Origin of the sequence: Burkholderia sp. F1 (assembly GCF_050813845.1) — a bacterium.
Classification (GTDB): domain Bacteria; phylum Pseudomonadota; class Gammaproteobacteria; order Burkholderiales; family Burkholderiaceae; genus Burkholderia; species Burkholderia ubonensis.
Window position 1 is genome coordinate 3,241,660 of the sequence record NZ_CP172422.1, and the last position, 20,560, is coordinate 3,262,219.

The 20,560-nt window shown below is 63.4% G+C and carries 15 protein-coding genes; all 15 read right to left on the reverse strand.

Annotation, left to right across the window (positions count from 1 at the left end; genetic code table 11):
* Positions 1-4: 4 nt before the first annotated feature.
* Positions 5-1,264: an IS256 family transposase gene (locus ACFIMZ_RS33095; protein WP_431819397.1), complete on the reverse strand. Its 1,260-nt coding sequence runs from the start codon at positions 1,262-1,264 to the stop codon at positions 5-7.
* 695 nt (positions 1,265-1,959) lie between these two features.
* On the reverse strand, positions 1,960-2,958 hold the full coding sequence (locus tag ACFIMZ_RS33100; protein WP_431823641.1) for a fimbrial protein: 999 nt from the start codon (positions 2,956-2,958) through the stop codon (positions 1,960-1,962).
* A 26-nt stretch (positions 2,959-2,984) separates the two neighbouring features.
* A complete protein-coding gene (locus ACFIMZ_RS33105) occupies positions 2,985-3,731 on the reverse strand; it encodes a fimbrial biogenesis chaperone (RefSeq protein WP_431823642.1) in 747 nt (248 codons plus the stop codon).
* A gap of 321 nt (positions 3,732-4,052) precedes the next feature.
* On the reverse strand, positions 4,053-5,282 hold the full coding sequence (locus ACFIMZ_RS33110; protein WP_431823643.1) for a fimbrial protein: 1,230 nt from the start codon (positions 5,280-5,282) through the stop codon (positions 4,053-4,055).
* Positions 5,283-5,314: 32 nt separating this feature from the next.
* The gene (locus ACFIMZ_RS33115) at positions 5,315-6,232 is read right to left on the reverse strand and encodes a fimbrial biogenesis chaperone (protein WP_431823644.1); all 918 of its coding nucleotides are present in this window, start codon (positions 6,230-6,232) and stop codon (positions 5,315-5,317) included.
* 33 nt (positions 6,233-6,265) lie between these two features.
* On the reverse strand, positions 6,266-7,321 hold the full coding sequence (locus ACFIMZ_RS33120; RefSeq protein ID WP_431823645.1) for a fimbrial protein: 1,056 nt from the start codon (positions 7,319-7,321) through the stop codon (positions 6,266-6,268).
* Between the two features lie 48 nt (positions 7,322-7,369).
* Complete coding sequence (locus ACFIMZ_RS33125) at positions 7,370-7,549, reverse strand: hypothetical protein (RefSeq protein ID WP_431825426.1); 180 nt, start codon at positions 7,547-7,549, stop codon at positions 7,370-7,372.
* 103 nt (positions 7,550-7,652) lie between these two features.
* On the reverse strand, positions 7,653-10,160 hold the full coding sequence (locus ACFIMZ_RS33130) for a fimbria/pilus outer membrane usher protein (protein WP_431823646.1): 2,508 nt from the start codon (positions 10,158-10,160) through the stop codon (positions 7,653-7,655).
* A 129-nt stretch (positions 10,161-10,289) separates the two neighbouring features.
* A complete protein-coding gene (locus tag ACFIMZ_RS33135) occupies positions 10,290-11,006 on the reverse strand; it encodes a fimbrial biogenesis chaperone (protein WP_431823647.1) in 717 nt (238 codons plus the stop codon).
* A 54-nt stretch (positions 11,007-11,060) separates the two neighbouring features.
* Positions 11,061-11,654 (reverse strand): fimbrial protein, encoded by a 594-nt coding sequence (locus ACFIMZ_RS33140; RefSeq protein ID WP_431823648.1) that lies wholly within the window; start codon positions 11,652-11,654, stop codon positions 11,061-11,063.
* A gap of 727 nt (positions 11,655-12,381) precedes the next feature.
* Positions 12,382-15,450 carry an ATP-binding protein gene (locus ACFIMZ_RS33145; protein WP_431823649.1) on the reverse strand — a complete coding sequence of 1,023 codons (3,069 nt, stop codon included), beginning with the start codon at positions 15,448-15,450 and terminating at the stop codon, positions 12,382-12,384.
* 174 nt (positions 15,451-15,624) lie between these two features.
* The gene (locus ACFIMZ_RS33150; RefSeq protein ID WP_431823650.1) at positions 15,625-16,299 is read right to left on the reverse strand and encodes a response regulator; all 675 of its coding nucleotides are present in this window, start codon (positions 16,297-16,299) and stop codon (positions 15,625-15,627) included.
* 404 nt (positions 16,300-16,703) lie between these two features.
* A complete protein-coding gene (locus ACFIMZ_RS33155; protein ID WP_431823651.1) occupies positions 16,704-16,976 on the reverse strand; it encodes a hypothetical protein in 273 nt (90 codons plus the stop codon).
* Between the two features lie 24 nt (positions 16,977-17,000).
* Positions 17,001-20,084 (reverse strand): ATP-binding protein, encoded by a 3,084-nt coding sequence (locus ACFIMZ_RS33160; RefSeq protein ID WP_431823652.1) that lies wholly within the window; start codon positions 20,082-20,084, stop codon positions 17,001-17,003.
* 309 nt (positions 20,085-20,393) lie between these two features.
* Complete coding sequence (locus ACFIMZ_RS33165) at positions 20,394-20,558, reverse strand: hypothetical protein (RefSeq protein WP_431825459.1); 165 nt, start codon at positions 20,556-20,558, stop codon at positions 20,394-20,396.
* Positions 20,559-20,560: the final 2 nt, after the last annotated feature.

A 20,560-nucleotide genomic window follows, 5' to 3' on the forward strand; every position in this document is an offset into this window, starting at 1 on the left:
AGACTCAGATTCCGATGCTGAACCGTTCCGGGTAAAGCAACGCAAACTGCGTCATCGCGCTTTTCCAATCGTGCCGGGAGCCGGTCCACTTGGCAACGACGTTGCGCAGCGCCAGCCAGATCAGCTTAAGCGCGGCCTCGTCTGACGGGAAGTGGCCGCGTGCCTTGATGATCTTCCGAAGCTGCATGTGCAATGACTCGATCGCGTTGGTCGTATAGATAATCTTCCGGATGTCCGGCGCGAACGCGTAAAAGGGGATGACCTGTTCCCAGGCCCGGCGCCAGAGCGCGGCGATCGGCGGGTATTTCGTGCCCCACGGGCCGGCGTCGAAGGCATCCAGCGCCACGGCGGCTGCCTCGGCCGTCGGCGCCCGGTAGACCTCCTTGAGCGCGGCGGCGGCCGCCTTGCGATCTTTCCAGCTCACGAAGTCCAGCGAGTTCCGGATCAAATGCACGATGCAGGTCTGAACCGTCGTTTCAGGGAACACGGAATTGATCGCTTCCGGGAAGCCCTTCAGGCCGTCGACCACGGCAATCAGAATGTCCTGCACGCCGCGCAGTTTCAGGTCGTTGACGACCCGCAGCCAGAACTTGGCGCCTTCGGTCTGCTCGATCCAGAGACCGAGTACGTCGCGTGTGCCATCGCGGCGCACGCCCAGCGCCAGGTAGATCGCCTTGTTGCGGACCACGCCTTCGTCGCGGATCTTCACGCGCAAGGCGTCGAAGAACACGACCGGATACATCGGCTCGAGCGGGCGCTGCTGCCATTCACGCACTTCGTCGATCACCGCGTCGGTCACCGTGCTGATGAAGTCCGGCGATACCTCGATGCCGTACATCTCCAGCAGGAAGCCCTGAATCTCCCGCACGCTCATGCCGCGCGCGTACATCGCGATGATCTTGTCGTCGAACCCGGTGAAGCGCCGCTCGCCCCTGGCAATCAATACCGGATCGAAGGTGCCTTCGCGGTCGCGCGGAATCTCGACGTCGAGCAGGTCGTCGTCGGTCGTAACGCGCTTGCGGCTCGTGCCGTTGCGGTGGTTCGTGCTGCCAGCCGGCTTGGCTTCGCCCTTCTCGTACCCCAGGTGGTGGGCCAACTCGCCGCCCAGTGCGCGCTCGAAGATCGCCTTCTTGAGCGCGGCAAGCTGCTCGTTGATCGTCGCCCGGTCCAGCGTCCCGGGCACCAGTTGCTTGATCAGTTCCGGGTCAAGGTTCAAGCCCTTGCCCGGTTCAATCGTCACTTCTTCCTTGCGTTTGCGTGGCATAAAGTGGCTCCTTGGCCATCAGTTTATGCCTCACACACAAAAGATCGGATAGGCTCTTCGCGGCGCCCGAGCATGGGCCTGAGCCAGTACCAGGAGATCTGATAAGTGCTCGCGTCATCTTCGCCGCATCACGGCGCAGACGGGACGAACCGCACAGCCTCGCTCCCGTCGCCTCACTCCTCTCGCGTCCGCACGAATCGCATGTTGCCGGCCTCGCACGCCGCGTTCGATTTCGACTTCGCACATCGACATCCCCTTGGAATGCGAACAAGAATTGGATTCGTCGCTGATTGACGATGCGCTTATGCGCAATCGCATCATTTATTTCACGAAAGGTAGTAAGGGTAATTAAGGGTGCGCGTCGAATAGCGATCACTTGACGCTAACGATCGTCCCGGCGCGTACACAACTCGATGCCTGGCGCTCATAAGCCAGTCCCTTGTTCTGCGGCTTCAGCGCGTAGCCGATCGTGCATTGCTTGCCCCAGCGCACGTCGATGCTGCCCTTGTCTTAGATACCGAATACCAGCAACCGCGACTGGTTATCCACCATGCCAAACGGCACCATGTCGCATTCGTCCGTACTCAGTTCGAACCGCACGCGCCACCCCGGCTCGGTCTCGAAGCAAGGTCTCCACGATCGCCCTGCGCGCGGGCACCACCAGTCGCCTGAGTTCACTTCCCGGCATGGCCTCATTATTTATAGTAGAGCTCCACTGCCGCACCGGCATTGAACTTGCCCAGTTTCGGCGTACTGGTGCGCCACTTCAGGCTCGCCAGAAAGCGGTGCAGGTTGGATTGCTGCGATGTTGGCGGAGTCAGGACCAGTTCCTTCTTGAAAGTAAGCGGAGCAAGATCGTCGGCCTTGAGGAGACTGATGCCGACAGACTCGTTGTCCGAAGGCACAAGTGTCGTATCGCTGTCGGCAAGCGTCGCGTTCACCGGGGACAAGTAAGCGTTGACCCCGTAGACAGCGCTACCGCTTGCGCAGGTGCGTACCTCGGCAATCGTGAACGGAATTCGCACGATCACCTGGTCCGGCTTCGGAACCGAACTGGCGGTACTGATTCCGTTGAATTTGATCGTGCTCGGACTGATGTTGATCTTCGACTCGCAAGGGATATAGCGCAGCTTGTTGAGGCCGTTGACCGTGATGTTGTAGCTCGTGCCCGGGCGAACCGATGCCGCTCCATCGAATTGCAAGGCCATGTAATTGGTAACCGATGTCATCGGCCCTTCTTTGGCGATGCCAGCCGGCGACTTCTTGACGAGAAAGATGGAGTACGTGAATTTCTTTCGTGCCTTCTTCCAGCCGCAGTTGACGGTGCAACCGTCGACCCAGATGTCCGTCTTCAACTTTCCATCTGTTAACTCTGAAGCGATGTAGTCCTTCCCATCGTAAGTAACGCCGATTTCCAGGTCATCCCCGAGAGAAACCTTTTTCGGGTTGATATATAAATGGACATACTCACCGGGGTTGATGGAATCCACCCAACAATCCACCGAGGTCGACTGAGTGGGCTGCCGCCAGAGCACCTTTCCTTTCGGCTGCGTATTGGGAACGGCAACCGTCGTGTCAACGGTAGTGGTAACACTCACCGTGGACGAGTCCGCGAGCGTACAGATCAGGGCATAACTCTTTGGCATCCAGAGCATGAGCGCTGCAGCCAGCAACAGGATCCTGTGGAATTTCATTGACTATTCTCCAACGTGAAGCGGGTTCAGAGTGCCGACTGCAGTGCGACCGTGCGAGGGTGCTGAAATCCACTATCGCTGATATAGACATAGCTGACACCATCCGGTGGCATGGCACAGCCGGAAACAGGTAGCGGTTTGGTGGAGTACGGTTCCAGCATCCAATGCCGGAGCGTCTCCCCACATGTCTTTCCAGTACCGTCCTGCAGCTTGATATCGGTCAGTGTGAGGTAGTAAGGCGAATCGTTGTGCGCGCTCGGAACAGCAGATCCTGACTTGCGTGCCCATCTGAGTCGGCCAATCGCCTCTTGCGGATCCATGGAAAGCTGCGGACGATAGAAGAGCTTGAGATGATGCCGGATAGCGAACTGGAGGCTGTCAGCACCTTCCGACTTCTTCGGAATTTCCATCACCGAAAGCATGAAGTAGGATTCCCGATCAACCGGAAGCCCCTTCCCCTGGTAGATGATTTCCTCGAAAGCTTTTTGCCCTGACGGAATGAGGAGCAACGGCTTGGATACCGCAATGGGAAGGTATGACCCGCCCTTGCCGTTTCCTCTCTCGATATTGACCTGAACGAGGGCAGGTTCGTCACCGTCGTTCTCGATCTCGATGCTTTTTCTGCCATTCTTCTCATCCATGACAAAGCGGGTATAACCTCCGAAATGGATATCCGCCAACGCGGCAGTCGATTGCAGCAACGTCGCCAGGAGAGCGCCCCTCAGCAAGGCGGCCGGTGTCCCAGTCAAAAACAAATGTAGTCTGTTCAGCATGTCGCTTACGGCATGAAAAGCGCCGTCTCCATTTCACTTGGTGCACAACGGGTGCAAGCGGGAGCACCCGAGGCGTTGGCGGCCATGTTTGCCGCACCGCGCTACAAACCCGCATCGTTCACCTGATCCGCAATCGTCTGGACTACACAAGCGGGAAAGGCCGCCGCTCACGCAGCTTCTATTGTGTTGCATCGACCGGTTGAATCCACAAGCGCCTCGGCTGGAGCAAGTTCGGTAATCCTTCGCCGACGACGATAGAAGAATGAGGTATTCATACGCCGAGTTCGAACACCATCAGCCTTCATTCTTCCATCGCCGTGGTTACTTATAGTAGATATCCACAGCGGCACCCGCATTGAATTTCCCCATCACGATCTTTCCGCTGTTCCACTTCAGTTGAGCCAGGAAATTGTTCACCACCACCCGGTCCCGGCTGCTTGGCACCAGAACAAACTCCTTGTTGAACGGAATGCTGGTGCGATCGTTCTGCCACATCAGATAGATGCGTACGGAAGCGTTGTCGGTCGGCACCAGCGCATTGTCGTCAGCGCTCACGGTTGCCTTGAGCGGCGTCAGCCTCGCGCCAAGACCGTAAACGCTGTCGCAGCTTTTACGGGCCGTCACGAAGAACGGCACTTCCGTGATCGTCTTCCCGGGTTGCGCTGCATCAACGGCGACCTTCCCGAAATTGATGGTGCCAGGCGAAATGGACAGCGTCGACGCACAGGCGACATAGCGCAGCTGGTCCAGCCCGGTCACATACTGCCGGAAATTCGTCGCCATGTGGTCGTTCATGCCACCCGCGCCGTCAAGCTGGAAAGCACCGTACTTTCCAGCCACGCCGGTCAACTTCCCCTCCTTTCCCGCGCTGGGTGCGCTTTTCTTGGAAATGAAGAAGCTGACTGTCATCTTCATTGTCTGCGCATCTCTCGGGCAACCGTAATCGCCTGGGTTTATGAGGCTCGGCGCGCAATTACCAATGTAAAGATTGAGCTTCTTGCGGCATCGCCCATCCTTGATCTCCATTCCGTTATCGCAATAGTAGTCCGTACCATTCAGCCTGACGCCGAGCTCGAGATCCGGTCCCAACTGGGAGTAGCCGGGATCGGTCGGACTCAGGTAAATATAGACATATTCGGCCGGCCCAAGCCGATCCGCCCAACACGTGATGTCGAGCGAGATATCATCGGAACGCCAGAGCACCGTGTTCTTGGGCAACGTGTTGGGCACCGCAACGGATGTGGCGATCGTGGCGGTGTGCGAAGCGTCGCCGGTGAAGCCGGTCCAACTACTGGTGGCATTGTTCAGGCAGGCAAGCGCGAAGCTTTCCTGCGAAAGTGTCAATGTCAGGCACAGGAAAATACAGCGGACCGTGCGCTTCGCCATCGCGCTTCGAAGCGTCGCCCCGACAGGGAACATTGCCCCGCTCCCACGCTTTCCAACCGTATCGCCCGGCACGCTGATACAAGCCGACAAGCAAGGAATCCAGCGGATATTCGTCAGAAGCACCAAGAGCAGTGTTTTATATCGCTTCATTGTTTGACTTGCCATAAGTCGTCTTTCTCCACATATTGCCCGGCAGACTAGTCTGCGAACTTCAAGCCTGACGTGCGCGGATGCGTCAATCCGCCGTCGCTGACATACTGAAAATCGACCCGAACGGGTAGACCGGCACAAGCGTGTCCTTCAACCGGGCGGAGCGAGAATGGTGCGAGCATGAGATGCCCGGTCACGTCCCCACAGTGATTCCCGGACGAATCCTCAATGCGGACATCCGTCAATGTCAGGTAGTACGGGGAATCGTTCCGCACCTTTGTCTGCACGGCGCTGCCGTCGCGAACCGCGAGCCATTCCAGCTTGCCCACCGCTTCCGGTACGCCGATATCCAGGGGCGGCCGAAAGAAAAACTTGAGATTGTGCCGGAGCGCGATCTGCAGCGTATTCGGCAACGACGGTCGCTGCGGAATCTCGAGCACGCTGAGAAGAAAATACGACTCCCTGTCGGTCGGCAACCCGGTGCCCTGATACAGAATCTGGACGGACTTCCGTTGATTTCCCGGAATCAGCACCAGCGGACTGGATACCACCAAAGGCAGATCCTTTCCTGCTTCCGGCTCGCCCCATTCGATCGACACTTGCACGAGCGCCGGCTCCGTTCCGTCGTTGACGATATCGACTCGCTTCCTGCTGGTCTGCCCATCCATCACGAACCGGTTGAAACCGTCGAAGCTGATGCTCGCCTGTGCTGTGCCGTACTGCCAAATCATGAGCCCCAGGAAACACGCAGCAGCAAGCCCACGGCCAATCCCGGCGACACGCGCGCTGCGTGGCGAAATAATTCGTTTTGGTCGATATGTCATTTCCCGCGTCCCATTTCTTTCGCTGGCGCTACCAGATGCAATAGCCGCTGCGATGACCTCCCAACACTCGGCACATCGTGCGCGCACAAAATTCGCCGCCATGGGATCGCATCCGATGGTGGGCAGCGTTGCGCCGCTCACCGCAGGCCGTCCAGTTGTCACTCACCGTCCGGCCTAGTTGTATTCGAGCACATACGTCAGGGTGCCATCTGCCTTGCCGGCCTTGATTTCGCCCCCGGTGGCAACATAACGGGCCTTGCCCGCGAAGCGGTAGAACTCGCTATCGACCTCGCTTCGGGTCCAGGTCAGGGGCAGCGCGCTTTCCTTCTTGAATGGCAGCGCCACGCCCTTATCGTTGGCCACCTGGATGCCGACCCCGCTTGCCACAGCGGGCTTCCCCTGGCCATCCAGGCTCAGAAGGCCATCCCGGACGGCATCGCCTTCGAAGTAGATCTTCACCGGCGGCTTGGTCGCGGGGTTCATACCATCGCAGCGGATATCCATCGCAAAGCTCCGCTCGGTTACCTCGCCTCGCTTCAGGTCATACACGGAGGGACGGCCCAGGTTGATCGTAGGAGCGGCAACCGGGTTGTAACAGCTGGTGTAGTAGACGGAATGGTCGATCTTGGTCGTCAAGCGTGTCCCTTTAATCGGGATGGACGTCTTCGGATTCGTCGCGATGTAGAACGATGTCTCCAGGTCGAAGGTGAGATCGCCTCTGCCGACGGCCGTATCGGTACGGATGAACTCGATGATCATCCTGTCGGAAAATGCCCTGAGTTGGCCGTTGGCCGTGAGATCGAATGGCGGATAGAGATACGTAGTCCAGGTATTGATGGAATCCGCCTTGAAACCGAACCGGAGGCCGACACCGGGAATTCCGGAGGCATAGATCTGCTTGGCCTCATCGATCAAGGTCAGCCCCTTGGGTGCCGTCATGCCCCAGGCATCGTCGGTGTAGCCACACCACCACATGGCGTGCTGGCCCGATTTCACCACGACAGTGGCCATGATCTCGCCGATCTTCGCGGCTTTGAGGGTCGTCGTCGCGGGCAAGCTGGAAATGGTGGCCGACGTCTGCGATACGCCTGAGTTCTGGACGCAATAAGCCAGGGAATGCGTTGTCCAGCCGCCAAGGATCAACATGAGCCCCAGCAGGGCCGTGCGCAGCGGGGTACCCCTACGCGTCGAAGCTGGGGAAGGATGGCGAACATGCGTTTCACGATGCATAAGAGTCTCTCCGATCTGCAGAATTCAGCGGTGTGTTCCCGGCACGGATCAGTTGGCGCCGGTGGCGATCGCCGCGGGCACGCAGCGCGCCGGCTGGCGCTTGTACGCCAGCCAATTGTTCTGCGGGTGCAGTTGGTAATTCACCGCACAACCGCTGTCGCCCCAGCGCACGTCGATGCGGTCTTCGTCCTTGATGCCGAACACCAGCAAGCGAGACCGGTTTTCCATCAGGCCCACGACCTTGCCCTGCTCGTCGTAGGCATGGGCCGCACGATGCGCGGCCTGTACGGGTGGTTACCCCCGCGAAGGAAGTGGCGTCACCGGATGGCGATCACTTGATGCTGGTGATCGTCCCGGCGCGTACACAACTCACTGCCTGCCGCTCGTAAGCCAGTTCCTTGTTCTGCGGCTTCAGCGCATAGCCGATCGTGCATTGCCGGTCGCCCCACCGCACGTCGATGCTGCCCTGGTCCTCGATGCCGAACACCAGCAGGCGCGACTGGTTGTCCACCATGCCGAGCAGCTTGCCCTTCGCGTCGTACGCCTGCGCGCCGAAAGGCACCTTGCCGCCTTCGTCCGTACTCAGCTCGAACTGCACGCGCCGGCCCGACTCCGCCTCGAAGCGGGTCTTCACGATCGCCCCGCGCGTGGGCACCACCATCTTCGCGTTGTCGGTAATCTCCGTATGCGTGCCGACGCTTGACGGATCGATGTTCAGCCAGTTCTGACGGTACGGCTGCAGGTACGGAACGACCGCGTAGCCGCGGCGGTCGGTGCGAACCGTCGGCGATCCGCCGAACGTCACGTCGCTCACCTTCGGCACCTGGACCACGGCGAACGTCTCGCCGAGCGGCTGGCCGAGCGTGACGCCGCCGCCATGCACGACGACGGAGCCCGACGCGCCCACGTCGACATGCCGGCCCGAACGGTCCTGCGTGAAGTTGCCGGCCAGCTTCGCATTCGGCGTGTCCCAGCCCGCGCTGACGCCGCCCGAACCGCCGCCGTCGCGGCTGTAGCCCGCCTGCACGCCGTAGTTGACCGTGTTGCTGTCGTTCAGGTAACCCGACACGCCGGTCTGCACGTTGAAGTCGCCGCGCGTCGACGACACCGCGTTCGCGTACAGGCGATGCGAACTCGACGCCTTGCCCAGCGGAATGCTCACCGACACGCTGAACTGCGTGTCCGGGCGCCCGAAAGGCCCCGACTCCTGGATATGGGATGCCGACACGCTGTAGCTGACGTTCCTGTAGCTGTTGCTGTAGCCGACCTGGAAGCGCCGGCTGCGCGCTTCGCCGTTCCAGTAGGTCGTGTCGCCGATGCCGGCAAACATCGAGCCGCTGCCGAGCGGCTGATTGACGTTCACGTCGAGGCGGCTTTTCTGACGCGCGACGCGCGGCCCGAACGAGCTGTCCGTATCCTCCACGTGCTGGCTCAACGTGCGGTAGCCGTCGGTCGAATAGCGGTAGCCGACCATCGTGAACGTCGTGTTGGTCGGATAGAGCGTCTTCGAATACAGGAACCGCAAGCTCTGCCCTTGCCGGGTGCCCGCCGACGTGCGCGACCGGCTCGTCGTGACGTCCAGCGACATGCCGCCGATGCGCGTGTTCACGCCGATGCCGAGCGCGGCCGCCACGTAGCCGTCGGCGGCGATCACGCCGCCGTAGCCGGTGAAGTTGTCGGACACGCCGTACACCAGCGTGCCCTGCGTGAACTTCGGGCTCGACTGGCCCTGCACGCGATATTGGCCGGCGGCAAATGAATACCGCAGGCTGCCGCGCCGGACCATCACCGGCAGGTACGAGTACGGCTGGGTGAACCGGCGCACGCGCCCGTCCGACTCGGTGATCCTGATCTCGAGGTCGCCGTTCGAGCCGCTCGGATAGATGTCGGTGATCTCGAACGCGCCCGGCGGCACCGGCGTCGAGTAGATCACGTAGCCGTTCTGCCGCACTTCCACGATTGCATTGCTCTCGGCGATCCCGCGCACGACCGGCGCGAAGCCCACTTCGCTGTCGGGCAGCATGCCGAGATCGGTGCCGATCTGCGCGCCGACGAAGCGCACGCTGTCGAAGATGTCACCGGACGTATACAGCTCGCCGGCCGCCACCTTGCTGCGCAGGCGCCGGATGTCGCGTTCGACGTAGCTGCGGTTGCTGGTGAAGCGGCTGCCCGCACCCGTGGTGCCGGTGAGCGTCGATTCGTTGCGGAAACGCCAGCCGCCGACGTTGAAGCCGTTGCGCAAGCCGACGAAGTAATACTCGTTGCTGCGGCCGTGGCTATCGTTGCGGCTGTAGCTGGCCTGATAGTCGCTGTACAGCGCGGGAATGCCGTCGTCCCACAGCGACTGGTCCACGTAGCCGCGCGAGGTTCGCGACACATACAACTGCGGAAAGCTGATGTTCAGCGACAGCGTATTGGACTCGAATTCCACCGACGCGCCGTCCGCGACGGTGGGCACGTCCACGATCGTCGCATCGTCCGCGCCCGCGATGACGCGCCCGTCCTTCTCCAGCCGCTTGACGTTGACGCCGGCGGCGCGCAACAGCCCGAGCGTCACCATCGGCTTGACGGCGCCGTCGGCGTCCGCGCGGAACACGACGTCCTGGCGCTTGACCAGTGTGTGATTCAGGTAGACGTCGACGTCATAGCTGCCGGGCAGCACCGCGCTGCCCTTCTCGAAATAGCTGAGCTCGACCGGCCCCTCACCCTTGCGCAGAAAGGATTCGTTGAACTCCACCGCGTGACCCTGCGCCGGCAGTACCAGGCCGAGCAGCGCAAGGCACGGTGCGCCGATCTGCGCGGCCGTCCAGATATCCACTTCCTTCCTGACGTTCTCCATAACCTTTTCTCTAAGTTGGTTCACCTCCCGCCCGGATTCGCAAGCGCGAACACTCCCCTCCCCACGGCAAAGGCCCGGGGATAACGAAGATGAAGAGGGATACGACTGCGACCTGCCGAACCGCCTGCGTCAACCGGCGGTGGTGCCGTCGTGCGGTTCGACGGCGCCGTAGTCGTTGATCGATTCGAAGTGGACCTTGGCGCCCGCTGCTGCGGCGCCGGCCGGCAGATCCTTGACGGCGAACTGGCGGGTGGCGGATGGCGGCACCATCTCGGCTTCTGCGGCATAGTCCCGGCCGCCGCTCTGCACCTTGACCGAAGCCAGCGAGACGAAGTACGGCGACGGATTGTTGACTTCGAGCTGCGTGCGGCCATCGCGCTGAACGAGCTTCCAGCGAAGCTGCGCAGGTGCTTCGTCGACCTTGCCGGGCAGGCCGGCGGGCCGGTAGAAGAACTTGATGCGCTGGCGCACGGCAATCTGCAGTGTGTTGTCGTCCTTGGCCTTCTGCGGAATCTCCTGCACATTGAGCCAGAACACCGACTCGCGATCGACCGGCAGGCCCTGACCGTAGTAGAGGACGCGCAGCGTCTGCTGCTTCTCCGCGCCGAGGCGGCCGAGTGCCGGCGTAATCGCGAACGGCACGTCCGCTTTCCCGTCGCTCGCGTCCATCCACGACTGGATCATCACGTCGGCCGGCGCGCGATTGCGGACCAGAATCGACGCCTCCTTGCTCGGCGCGGCCAGCACGACGCGGGTTCCGTCGAGCGTGACGCCAGCGAGCGAAGCGCCCGAAGACAACAACAGCGAACCGGCCAGGGCCAGCCCGGCAAAGTGGAATCGTTTCATGTCGAATGGGAAATCGTTGGTCGGGCGGGGAATGCCTCCCCGCCCGGGGGTGGATTACTCGTAGGTCAGCGTGAACGGCAGCGTGCCGTTGGCCGTACCGGCCTCGACGTCGGTGCCTGCCTTCACGTAGCCGGCGCGCAGCGCCAGGTTGGCCGTGTAGGTCGGCGCGTCGTCGGTGCCGCCCTTCACCAGCGGAGCGTCGAACGTCTCGTTGGCGTTCAGGTTCAGCAGCGTGCCCGCGGTGTCGTAGATACCGATGCCCACGCCCTTGGCCGTACCGGTGGTCTTCAGCAGCTTGTTGTTGGTGCCGTCCACGCCCGAACCGCTGGCCGGGTCGAAGCGCACCTTGACCGTGTTCAGGCCCTTGGCGGTCGCGCCGCAGTCGAGGTTGAGGTTGATCGCGGTGCCGGCCGCGATGTTGCCGCCGGCGGTGCCGCCCAGCGTGTCCACACTGACCTTGCCCAGCTTGACGTCGATCGACTGGTCACCCTTGCCGCCCGTCACGGACGTGCCGTTGCCGCCCGTGATGCCGCACGACGCGGCCACGATCTCGCCCGTGAAGTTGATCGTGCCGTCCGCGGCATGAGCAGCGTTCATCGCCGCGAATGCCAAACCGGCTGCCGCCATCATCATCGTGATTTTTTTCATTTCACTGTTACTCGGTTATAAATTAAAGATTGCGATAATGAATGCAAGGTTTAAATTTGCATTCGCCGCGTGGAAGATCATTCCACTAGCGATATTTTCAATAACTCGTCTCAGACGATAAATAGGACGATTTTTATAGTCAGGCCAAAAAATATCGTACGAGTACGAATTTTGATTTTCGATAAAATTAAGTCTCTGATTGTTAAATCGATTTCACGATTTTTACGATGCCCTGATCGCACCGGGCGACGAGAATCACGGCCCTGTGCCCTGCGCAAACGCGGGTTTCGGGGATCGCGATCACGTCAATGGCGGCGGTGGCTATCGGAAGACGACGGAAGGAGCGGCAAGGCGCACGGCTAGTCCCGTTCGGAACAACCGCTGGAAACGGACATCCGCGCACGCACCGGCATCTGGCGCATTGAGAAGGTGCGCACAATCAAGCGTGCTGAGTTTTGGGGCGACGGAGGGGCGCGCAAGCACCCGACGGGCATCGAACGACACCAGAATACGGCGGTCGACGTTTGAAGATTTCGGAACAGCCGTGGGAAGGCGATGTTGGGATGCGCGGTCGCGAAACGTGTCATGCGCCAAAACGGCACGACCGGGCAGTCATTTTCCGGCTCCCGGGCGCTGCGCTGTGCCGTTGTTCAAGCAATGCGCCGCGTCAGGGGACCGCGGGGCGGCGACCGTGGCGCGCCCACGCCGCGCCACACTCGGTCGCAAATCAGACCGGCTCTGACGAGCCGCGCGACTCGCTCCCGGACAGCCGTTCCAGCGCGCGTTCGATCCCCGCCTCGAACGCCGGCCATGCCGCCTTCATCGCCTCAATGCCGCGTTCGGCCAGCGTCCGCTCAGCGTGCGCACATATGTCCCTCGCATCGGCATCACCCGCCATCGCGAACCCACCCCGCATCGAATGCAGTTCGACCTTGATCGCATCGATATCGCTTTCCGATAATGCCTGTTCGATCACCGCCAGCGAACGCAGCGTCGCCGCGCGCAGCTTCTGCCGCATCTCGTCGGTCACGACCGGCGGCCCATCATGCGCCGGTGCATGTGCCTCACCGCTCGCCGCCGCCCGCCGCCCGCCATGCCGGCGCAACACCGCTTCGAGCGTATCGATCGACAACGGCTTCAGCACGACCTCCACTGCGCCGGCCCGTTCGCAGCGTCGGCGATCTTCATCGGTCGCATGCGCGGTCATCGCGATCACCGGCACCGTCACGCCCTGCTCTCGCAGAAAATTCGCCAGCGCGAAACCATCGAGCTCCGGCATGCCGAGATCCGTCAGCACGACGTCGAACGGATGCTCGAAGTACGCGCGCATTGCCTCCACACCGTTGGAAACGATCGTGGCGTCATAGCGCAATGCATCGAGCTGGTCGCGCAGCAACGCGCGGCCCGCGGGATGATCCTCGGCGACGAGCACGCGCAGCGGTTCTTCGTCGTCCCCGGCCGGTGCGCGCGTTTCGACGCCCGCTGTCGCGTGGGTTTCTTCATCTGCTTCGGAAGCGGATCCATAGCCGCGCACCGCATCCGCGAACGCCGGCAGTTCCAGTGTGTCGGCCCGCCACCCGAGCGGCGCATCGATCAGCGGCAACGCGGCGGTGAACGTCGTGCCTTCGCCAAGACGACTGTCGACGCTCAGCTCACCGCCCATCAGCGTGACGATGCGCTTGCACAGCGGCAGCCCGAGCCCCGTGCCGCCGAAGCGGCGATAGACCGATGCGTCGGTCTGGATGTAGACGTCGAACAGCGTCGACATGCTGTCCTCGGGAATACCGATGCCCGTATCGCGAACGACGATCTCGACGCGCCGCCCTGTCGCGCCGGCCGATGCGAGCCGCGCCTCGACCGTCACGCCGCCGCGCTTCGTGAACTTGATCGCGTTGCTGACGAGGTTCGACACCAGTTGACGCAGCCGGGTCGGGTCGCCCACGTAGCCGTCGGCCAGCTCCGGCGCGACATGACAAGCAAGCTCGAGGTTCTTCGCATCCGCGAGCGGCCGAAAAATCGCGGTCACATCGGTCAATACGCGGCGAAGATCGAACGGAATGGTTTCGAGCACCATCTGGTTCGACTCGGCCTTCGACAGGTCGAGCACGTCGTTGATCACGTGCAGCAACGTGTCCGACGACGACGCGACCGTCCTCAAGCGCCGCCGCTCCGCTGCCGGCAGCGACGCGCGCGCCATCAGTTCCAGATTGCCGATGATTGCGTTGAGCGGCGTGCGGATCTCGTGGCTCATCGTCGCGAGAAACGTCGACTTGGCCTTGTTCGCATGCTCGGCCGCCACGCGCGCTTCCCGGAGCGTCTCCTCCACTTCCTTGCGCGCGGTGATGTCGATCAGCGTGCACAGCAGCACGTCGATGCCGCGGTACTTGGCGCGCACCATGTGCGCGTCGAGATACGCGGTGCCGTGGTCCGCTTGCTCGATCGCGAATTCGTGCGTGACCCGCCTGCGTACGCTGCCCTCGCGCACCGCATCGCGATAGACCTGCCACAGCCGCTTGCCGAGCGGCGGCCCCGACACGGCCTTGTCGTAGGCCGCCATCGCGTCGTTGCGCACGATCGCGTCGCCGTCGGCGAGCGACAGCAGCGCCAGGCCGGCCGGCGCCGTGCGAATCAGCGTCCGGTTGAGCGCCTCGCTTTCGATCAAGCGAACCGCGCGCCGATTGGCGGGGCGCAGCACGCGCCGGTCGAACAGGACGATCGCGGTCCACAGCACCGCGATGCCGAACAGCGCCAGCCCGCATGTGGTGCCGATGCGCGCGGCATTGGCGATCGCCACGCTTCGCCACGAGTAGGTCTTGATCAGAACGAGGTCGGACCCGGCCAGACGATCGCCGAGCACGAACCGGCCGCCGATGCGATGCGGGATGGTCGGCGCCGGGCTCCGATTCAGCACGCGCTCGAGCGTTCTTGCGACGAGCGTGCCGTCGTGCGGCTGTCCGATCACGATATGCCCGCTCGTGTCGACGAGCACGTTCTCCACGTCGGGCGTCTGCGATGTGATGATCCGGTCGAACTCGGGACGCGCGTTGTAGACGAGCCACGCGAACGGCTTTCCGTCCACGCCGCGCAACTGTTGCTCGAACCGGGTGACAGGCCTGCCGAGCAGCGGATCGTCACGCGTCTCGATGACGACGCCGTCGCCGGCATTCGCCGGTGCGAGCCGGCGCGTCAGCGCCTTCAGGTCGGCCCCGGTCAGCCGTGCAGGCGCCCGTCCGGCCAGTTCGGCGCCAAACAGCATCAGATAGTCGCCGTTCACGCCGATCAGGTAGGCCGTGAAATTCGGGGCAATCGAAAGCGGCGACGGTATCGATGCGGATTTGCTCAGCCGGTAGAGCGCGCCGATATGGCGCAGGTACGCGTCGGGCGATTGCCCCGACGCGATATCGGCGAACACGGTGACCGCGGGCTCGCCAAGCCTGGGCCAGCTCATCCGGCCACCGTTGTCGAGCAACTGCTGCACGACGTCCGGCGGCACGGTTTCGGGGAGCCGGTTGGCTTCGGTCACGTTGTCGGCAAGACGTGCCGACAACACCTTCGTCACCTGCAACTCGCCGTGCATTTGCGCCGCTTCCCGCAGGAACGACGAGCGCATCTGCTCGACGTAGTCGCCGACGGCAACCCGCACGACGAGCATCGCGCACAGCAGGATGAATGCAGTGATCGCCGCGCCGCCGCCGTACAGCAGCGCCTGCTGCTGGCGCCGGACCCGGCTTGGGTCGAACGACTTGCGACCGACGGCGGCAGCCTGCGCGGCCAGCCTTTTCAATTTGTCGGGCATACGATTCGCCAGGGTTTCGCCGTCGCGGAACGCAGGCCGGCACTCGCCTGCGCTCGCGGCCTCTCGTCGAACACACGACTGCCGCACCGCACGCGTGCGTGCCGGAACGGCCTCGGCGCCGTGCCGCGCGCGCCGCGCGCCTGCTCGCGGCCGGCGCCCTGCGGTGCGTCTACATCAATCACGTGCGGCGGGTTCGCCCGAGGCGGGCGGATCCTGCACATTGCCTTCGTCCGCGTAGCGGATCAGGTCCGCGTCGCGGACGATCCCCAGCTTCTTCATCGCACTCGACTTCTGGGAACTGATGGTCTGTTTGCTGCGATGCAGCTGGGTGGCAATCTCGCCAACCGTATAGCCCGCGCCGAAGAGCCGGACCACCTCGATCTCGCGCGTGGTCAGCGCGCGCGCGACCGGCGCGGCATCGTTGTCCTGAAGCAGCTGCTTGACGAATGGCGACATGTAGTTTGCGCCGACGTACGCCGCATGCACGGCGCCGATCAGATGCGAGATCGCGTCCGACTTGCTGAGGATGCAGCTCACGCCCTGCCTCTGGATGGCGCGCAGCACGCTCGGGTTGTCGATCATCGTGATCGTCACGATACGCAGCGCGGGGTAGCGACGCTGCAGGAACGACAGCAACACGAGACCGTCGCCGTACTTGCCGCCGGGCATCACGTAGTCGAGCACGAGCACGTCGCTTGGCTGCGCGTCGAGCGCCGCGACCAGTTCCGTCGAGTTGGAAACAGCGTTCACCAGCTTGATCGTACTGTTGCCTTGCAGCGCCTGCGACATTCCGAGCGCGGATGCCGGATGGTCGTCCGCCACCATCACGCGCACAGAGAATTCGTCCATGTTCCTGTTTCTCCCCGAGGCTTTCAGTCACGCATCCGGTTCCCGCCGCAACGGGGAGCATGCTCGCGCCATCTGTCGATGGTCGGTCGCGATCGGCTCGCCGGATAAAAGTGACTCGATTTTAAGATAATTCCGGCTTCGTTTGCCGTTCGGGCGCGCCCGCGCGCCGATCCGCGCACTTTGCGCGCAAAGTGACAGACGCACTTCGACGCCCGCCTCACGCGGCTCGCCCGCTCGCCGGATCGAACCTGGGCGACCGCAGCCCTACCCGACCATTTGCGACAGCAGTGGCGGTACGACCGGCTCCCCTGAACCGACCGGCTTACCCGCGCATTATCGTACGCCGTGCGACGCGATACACGGACGCCGCGCTATCTCGATGCGCTCACGCCCGGCGCCGTGCGCTACCGGCGAATCGACTCGCCGGGTGCGTCATGCTGGCAGCCCTCCTGTCGCATTTTCCATTCGTTGATCGCGCGCCGCCTCTGGGCCGGCGACATCAGCAGATACTCGTTCATCATCGTCAGAAACTCCTTCCGTGACTTCTCGGACAGCGTCGCAAAATCGATCAACAGTGCGAATATCTTCCCCAAGTGACGCACGGCCTTCCCCTCCTGTGTGATTTGAAATATGCCGCGCGACGGGCGCCGGCACCCTGCCTTTGTTGTCTCGAACATGCGTGTCGACGTGTGCGTTGTCGGTTACTCGTCATGCAATGCCGCTTCGCGACCGACCGGCCCGCCCGTTGCGCTCGTCCCGCTTGCCGGAGCAGCTCCGCGCCGCTTCCACGCAGGCGCGAGCGCGCCGTGCAGGTGCGCGAGCGTCACGGGTTTTGTCAAGACGCGCTGCACGCCAGCCGCCATGCAGCGGCTCATGCTTTCGGGCGACACGTGCGACGTGACGATCAGCACATCGCACGCGACGGCTTCGCCGCGCACGGCTTCGGCCAGCACGTGCGCGCGCATGTCGGGCAGGTCGGCGCCGATCAGCAGCACGTCCCAATTTCCGCCGGCTAGCGCCCCGAGCGCCGCGCGCCCGGACCCGACCTCAGCCACCCTGCAGCCGAGCGCGTGCAGTTGCTCGCGGAAAATCGACCCATTGACGGCCTCGTTGTCGGCGACCAGCACGCGCAATGCAGGGGCGACGGACGGACTCCGCCGCGCGGGCCCGGCTCGCCGGATCGGCATATTGGCGCCCGATGGCTCGCCGCGGGATGAAGCGTCGATCGCGCTGTCGCCGGCGAACGATTCGCTGCACGTGAGCGCGGCACGCAGGCCGCCGAGCGAATAACTCGACACGCCCACCGTGCTGCCCGCGCGGTACGGTTCGAGCGGGCCGTCGCGCGCGGCGAGTATCAGCGGCGCGCAGTCGCGCAAGCTGTCCAGTTCGGCGTGCGACCATGTGTCGGGATCGCCGAACAGCACGACCGGGCCCGTCAAGCCGGCCGGCAGGCTCGACGGGCTGTCGTACACGCTGACGTCGAATCCCCACGCATCCAGATGCGGCAATGCGAATTCGCGCCACTCGGGATGCGCGGCAATGAGCGTCAGCGCGCGCGCATGCGCGCCGCGCGGCCGGCTGAGCGCGGCGACGTCCACGCCGAGCGGCAGATGAATCGTGAAGCAACTGCCAACGCCCGGTTCGCTCGCCACCTCGATGTCGCCGCCCATCGCCGTGACGAGCCGGTCGCACAGCGCAAGCCCGAGCCCGGTGCCGCCGTAGCGCCGCGAGATCGACGTATCGACCTGCGAGAACGCCTTGAACAGCTTGCGCCGATGCTCGTCGGCAATGCCGATCCCCGTATCCTCGACCCCGATCGACAGCGCCGGCGCGCCGTGGCCATCGGCGACGACGGCCACGCGCACGGTCACGCGGCCCGCGTCCGTAAACTTGATCGCATTGTTCAGCAGATTGCCGAGCACCTGGGCGAGCCGCGTCGGATCGCCGCGCATTCGCTGCGTGTCGGACGCGTTGACCTCGCAGAACAGTTGCACCCCCTTCGCCTTTGCGATCGGCGCGAACGCGCTCAGCTCGCGCGAGACCGTCGCGATCACGTCGAATTCGATCGACTCGACCTGCATCGCGCCGGCTTCGATCTTCGAGAAATCGAGCATGTCGCTGACGAGCGCGAGCAGGTTCGTCGCCGACGTGCGCAGCGTGCTGACGCGGCCGTGCTGTACCGCGTCGAGCGCCGAGCGCTCGAGCAGTTCGAGGTTGCCGAGGATCACATTCAGCGGCGTGCGAATCTCGTGACTCGTCACCGCGAGGAACGACGATTTCGCGGCGTTGGCCGAATCGGCCGCGCGCACGGCCTCTTCGAGCTTCTGCACGAGCTGCCGCTTCGCGGTCGTGTCTGCGACCGCGGCGATCAGCACGTCCGCGCCCTGATAGCGCGCGCCGCATGCGATGAACTCGAGGTGCAGGTGCGCGGCTTCGTCGCCGTCCAGCACGAGATCGTCGTGCAGCACGCCGCTCGTGTCGCCGCTCGCGACATGCGCCTGCCAGGCCGCGGCCACCTGGTTCGACAGCGCGTGATAGTCGCCGCCGATCCGGGCAACCATTTCCGTCAGCGCGGGACTCGCGAGCATGAAGCGCCCGTCGTCGCGCGCGATCAGCCCGAGCCCGATCGGCGCCATCTCGATCACGCTGCGGCACAGCGCCTCGCTGTCGAACACGCGCTGCGAGCGCGCGTAGAGCGGCGCGAACTCGCGCCGATGAAAGCGCAGCAGCAGCCCCCACATGACCGCGAGCGTCAGCAGCATCGCCGCCACCAGCATGCCGGCCGAACGCGCGACGCCGGCCGCGATGTCGGCCCACGACAGCGCATACGTGAATGTCCAGCCCATCGATTCGAGCTTGCCGTGAAACAGCAGGAAGCCGTCCCGGAACACCGGCGCGCCCGGCGACGCGCCGCCTCGCCACGGGGCCAGCTTCAGCAGGCGCGCCACGCGGTCCGCGTCGCCCGCGGACGCATCCATCGTGACGAGCCGGCCATCGGCTGTCGTGATGTAGAACACGCCTTCGGGACGATAGTCGGTCAGCCACGACAGCAAGTACTCAGGCGGGTATTCGGTGACGAGCACGGCGAACGTCTTGCCGTCGTCGTGCGCCTCGGCCGCGATCCGGATGCGCGACTGCCCCGATACAGGATCGATGAACGGCGCCAGCCAGCGCACGTGCGGGCGGGCGTCGACGACGCCCGGATACGCGCGCTCGAAATCGATCCGCAGCGCCTCCAGCACGCGCGCGCGGCCGTCGGGCGAAACCAGCGCGGGATCGTCGCGGTTCTGGTTCGGCACCAGCCCGAACATGCCCGTGCGCGTGCTGTAGTGGTAGCCCTCCAGCGTGCGCCCGCGATTGATCGAACTCGCCGCGCAGATGCGCGACAGCAGCACCGACAGCGACAGATAGCGCGCCACCTCGGTCCGCTCGCCGGTTTGGCCGGGCACGCCGAGCACGAGCGACGGATGCGGCCGGATCGCGACGCGCTGGTCGTCGCGGAAGAACGCGTAGACAACCGATGCCGGCGCGTTGTCGGCCTCCCGCCAGATCAACTGCGCGTTCGCGACGCCGTTGCGGAACGACGTCTCGCTCACCTGGATTTCGTTGAGCGTCTGCTCGAGGCCGTTCAGATAGTTGCGCCGTTCTCCCTCGACATAGGCCGAGACGATCGACACCATCCCGAGACCGCAAGCGATCAGGACCAGGACGGTAACGACGATGCCGCCACCGAACACCGAAATGCTCAGATAGCGGCGCAGGGACTGAAGCGGGCTCTGCGACATGACGTGCGACGATGGCCGCGCCCCGGAACGATGCCGATCCGGATCGCGAGTCCTTGCCGGAACTCACTCGTGAAAAAATGGAAGTGGTTCCGACGATGCCAAACGCCTGCGCGTGCGTCCACCTTGCATTAACCGTTTCGTACAAGTCAAACATCAATGCATAACAATTTAGAACTTGACCGAAATTCGATGCGAAAAAAAGCCGCGGCAGGACGTGTCCCGGTCGTGAGCCGGGACGTGCAGCGAGCAGTCAGGAGAACGGATAAAAGAGGAGAAGCGGGCGCACGGCGACTGGCTCGCGGCCGGCTGCTACGTGAAGGTCGGCGACTGCGTCTGGTCCCTCGCGCAGCCCCGCGAGATCGTGGCGCCGAACAGCATCGAGCCCTTCGCGCCTTCGCCGTTGATGAGCGTCTGAAGCTCGTCGAACCCGACGAGTCGGTGCGCGCGAACGGCGCCGCGCGCACGGACAGTCAAGC

What these genes read in the sequence shown, in the direction of transcription:
- ACFIMZ_RS33095 (WP_431819397.1), bottom strand. Translation starts at nt 1,264, where the DNA reads ATGCCACGCAAACGCAAGGAAGAAGTGACGATTGAACCGGGCAAGGGC.
- ACFIMZ_RS33100 (WP_431823641.1), bottom strand. Translation starts at nt 2,958, where the DNA reads ATGAAATTCCACAGGATCCTGTTGCTGGCTGCAGCGCTCATGCTCTGG.
- ACFIMZ_RS33105 (WP_431823642.1), bottom strand. Translation starts at nt 3,731, where the DNA reads ATGCTGAACAGACTACATTTGTTTTTGACTGGGACACCGGCCGCCTTG.
- ACFIMZ_RS33110 (WP_431823643.1), bottom strand. Translation starts at nt 5,282, where the DNA reads ATGGCAAGTCAAACAATGAAGCGATATAAAACACTGCTCTTGGTGCTT.
- ACFIMZ_RS33120 (WP_431823645.1), bottom strand. Translation starts at nt 7,321, where the DNA reads ATGCATCGTGAAACGCATGTTCGCCATCCTTCCCCAGCTTCGACGCGT.
- ACFIMZ_RS33125 (WP_431825426.1), bottom strand. Translation starts at nt 7,549, where the DNA reads ATGGAAAACCGGTCTCGCTTGCTGGTGTTCGGCATCAAGGACGAAGAC.
- ACFIMZ_RS33130 (WP_431823646.1), bottom strand. Translation starts at nt 10,160, where the DNA reads ATGGAGAACGTCAGGAAGGAAGTGGATATCTGGACGGCCGCGCAGATC.
- ACFIMZ_RS33135 (WP_431823647.1), bottom strand. Translation starts at nt 11,006, where the DNA reads ATGAAACGATTCCACTTTGCCGGGCTGGCCCTGGCCGGTTCGCTGTTG.
- ACFIMZ_RS33140 (WP_431823648.1), bottom strand. Translation starts at nt 11,654, where the DNA reads ATGAAAAAAATCACGATGATGATGGCGGCAGCCGGTTTGGCATTCGCG.
- ACFIMZ_RS33145 (WP_431823649.1), bottom strand. Translation starts at nt 15,450, where the DNA reads ATGCCCGACAAATTGAAAAGGCTGGCCGCGCAGGCTGCCGCCGTCGGT.
- ACFIMZ_RS33150 (WP_431823650.1), bottom strand. Translation starts at nt 16,299, where the DNA reads ATGGACGAATTCTCTGTGCGCGTGATGGTGGCGGACGACCATCCGGCA.
- ACFIMZ_RS33155 (WP_431823651.1), bottom strand. Translation starts at nt 16,976, where the DNA reads ATGTTCGAGACAACAAAGGCAGGGTGCCGGCGCCCGTCGCGCGGCATA.
- ACFIMZ_RS33160 (WP_431823652.1), bottom strand. Translation starts at nt 20,084, where the DNA reads ATGTCGCAGAGCCCGCTTCAGTCCCTGCGCCGCTATCTGAGCATTTCG.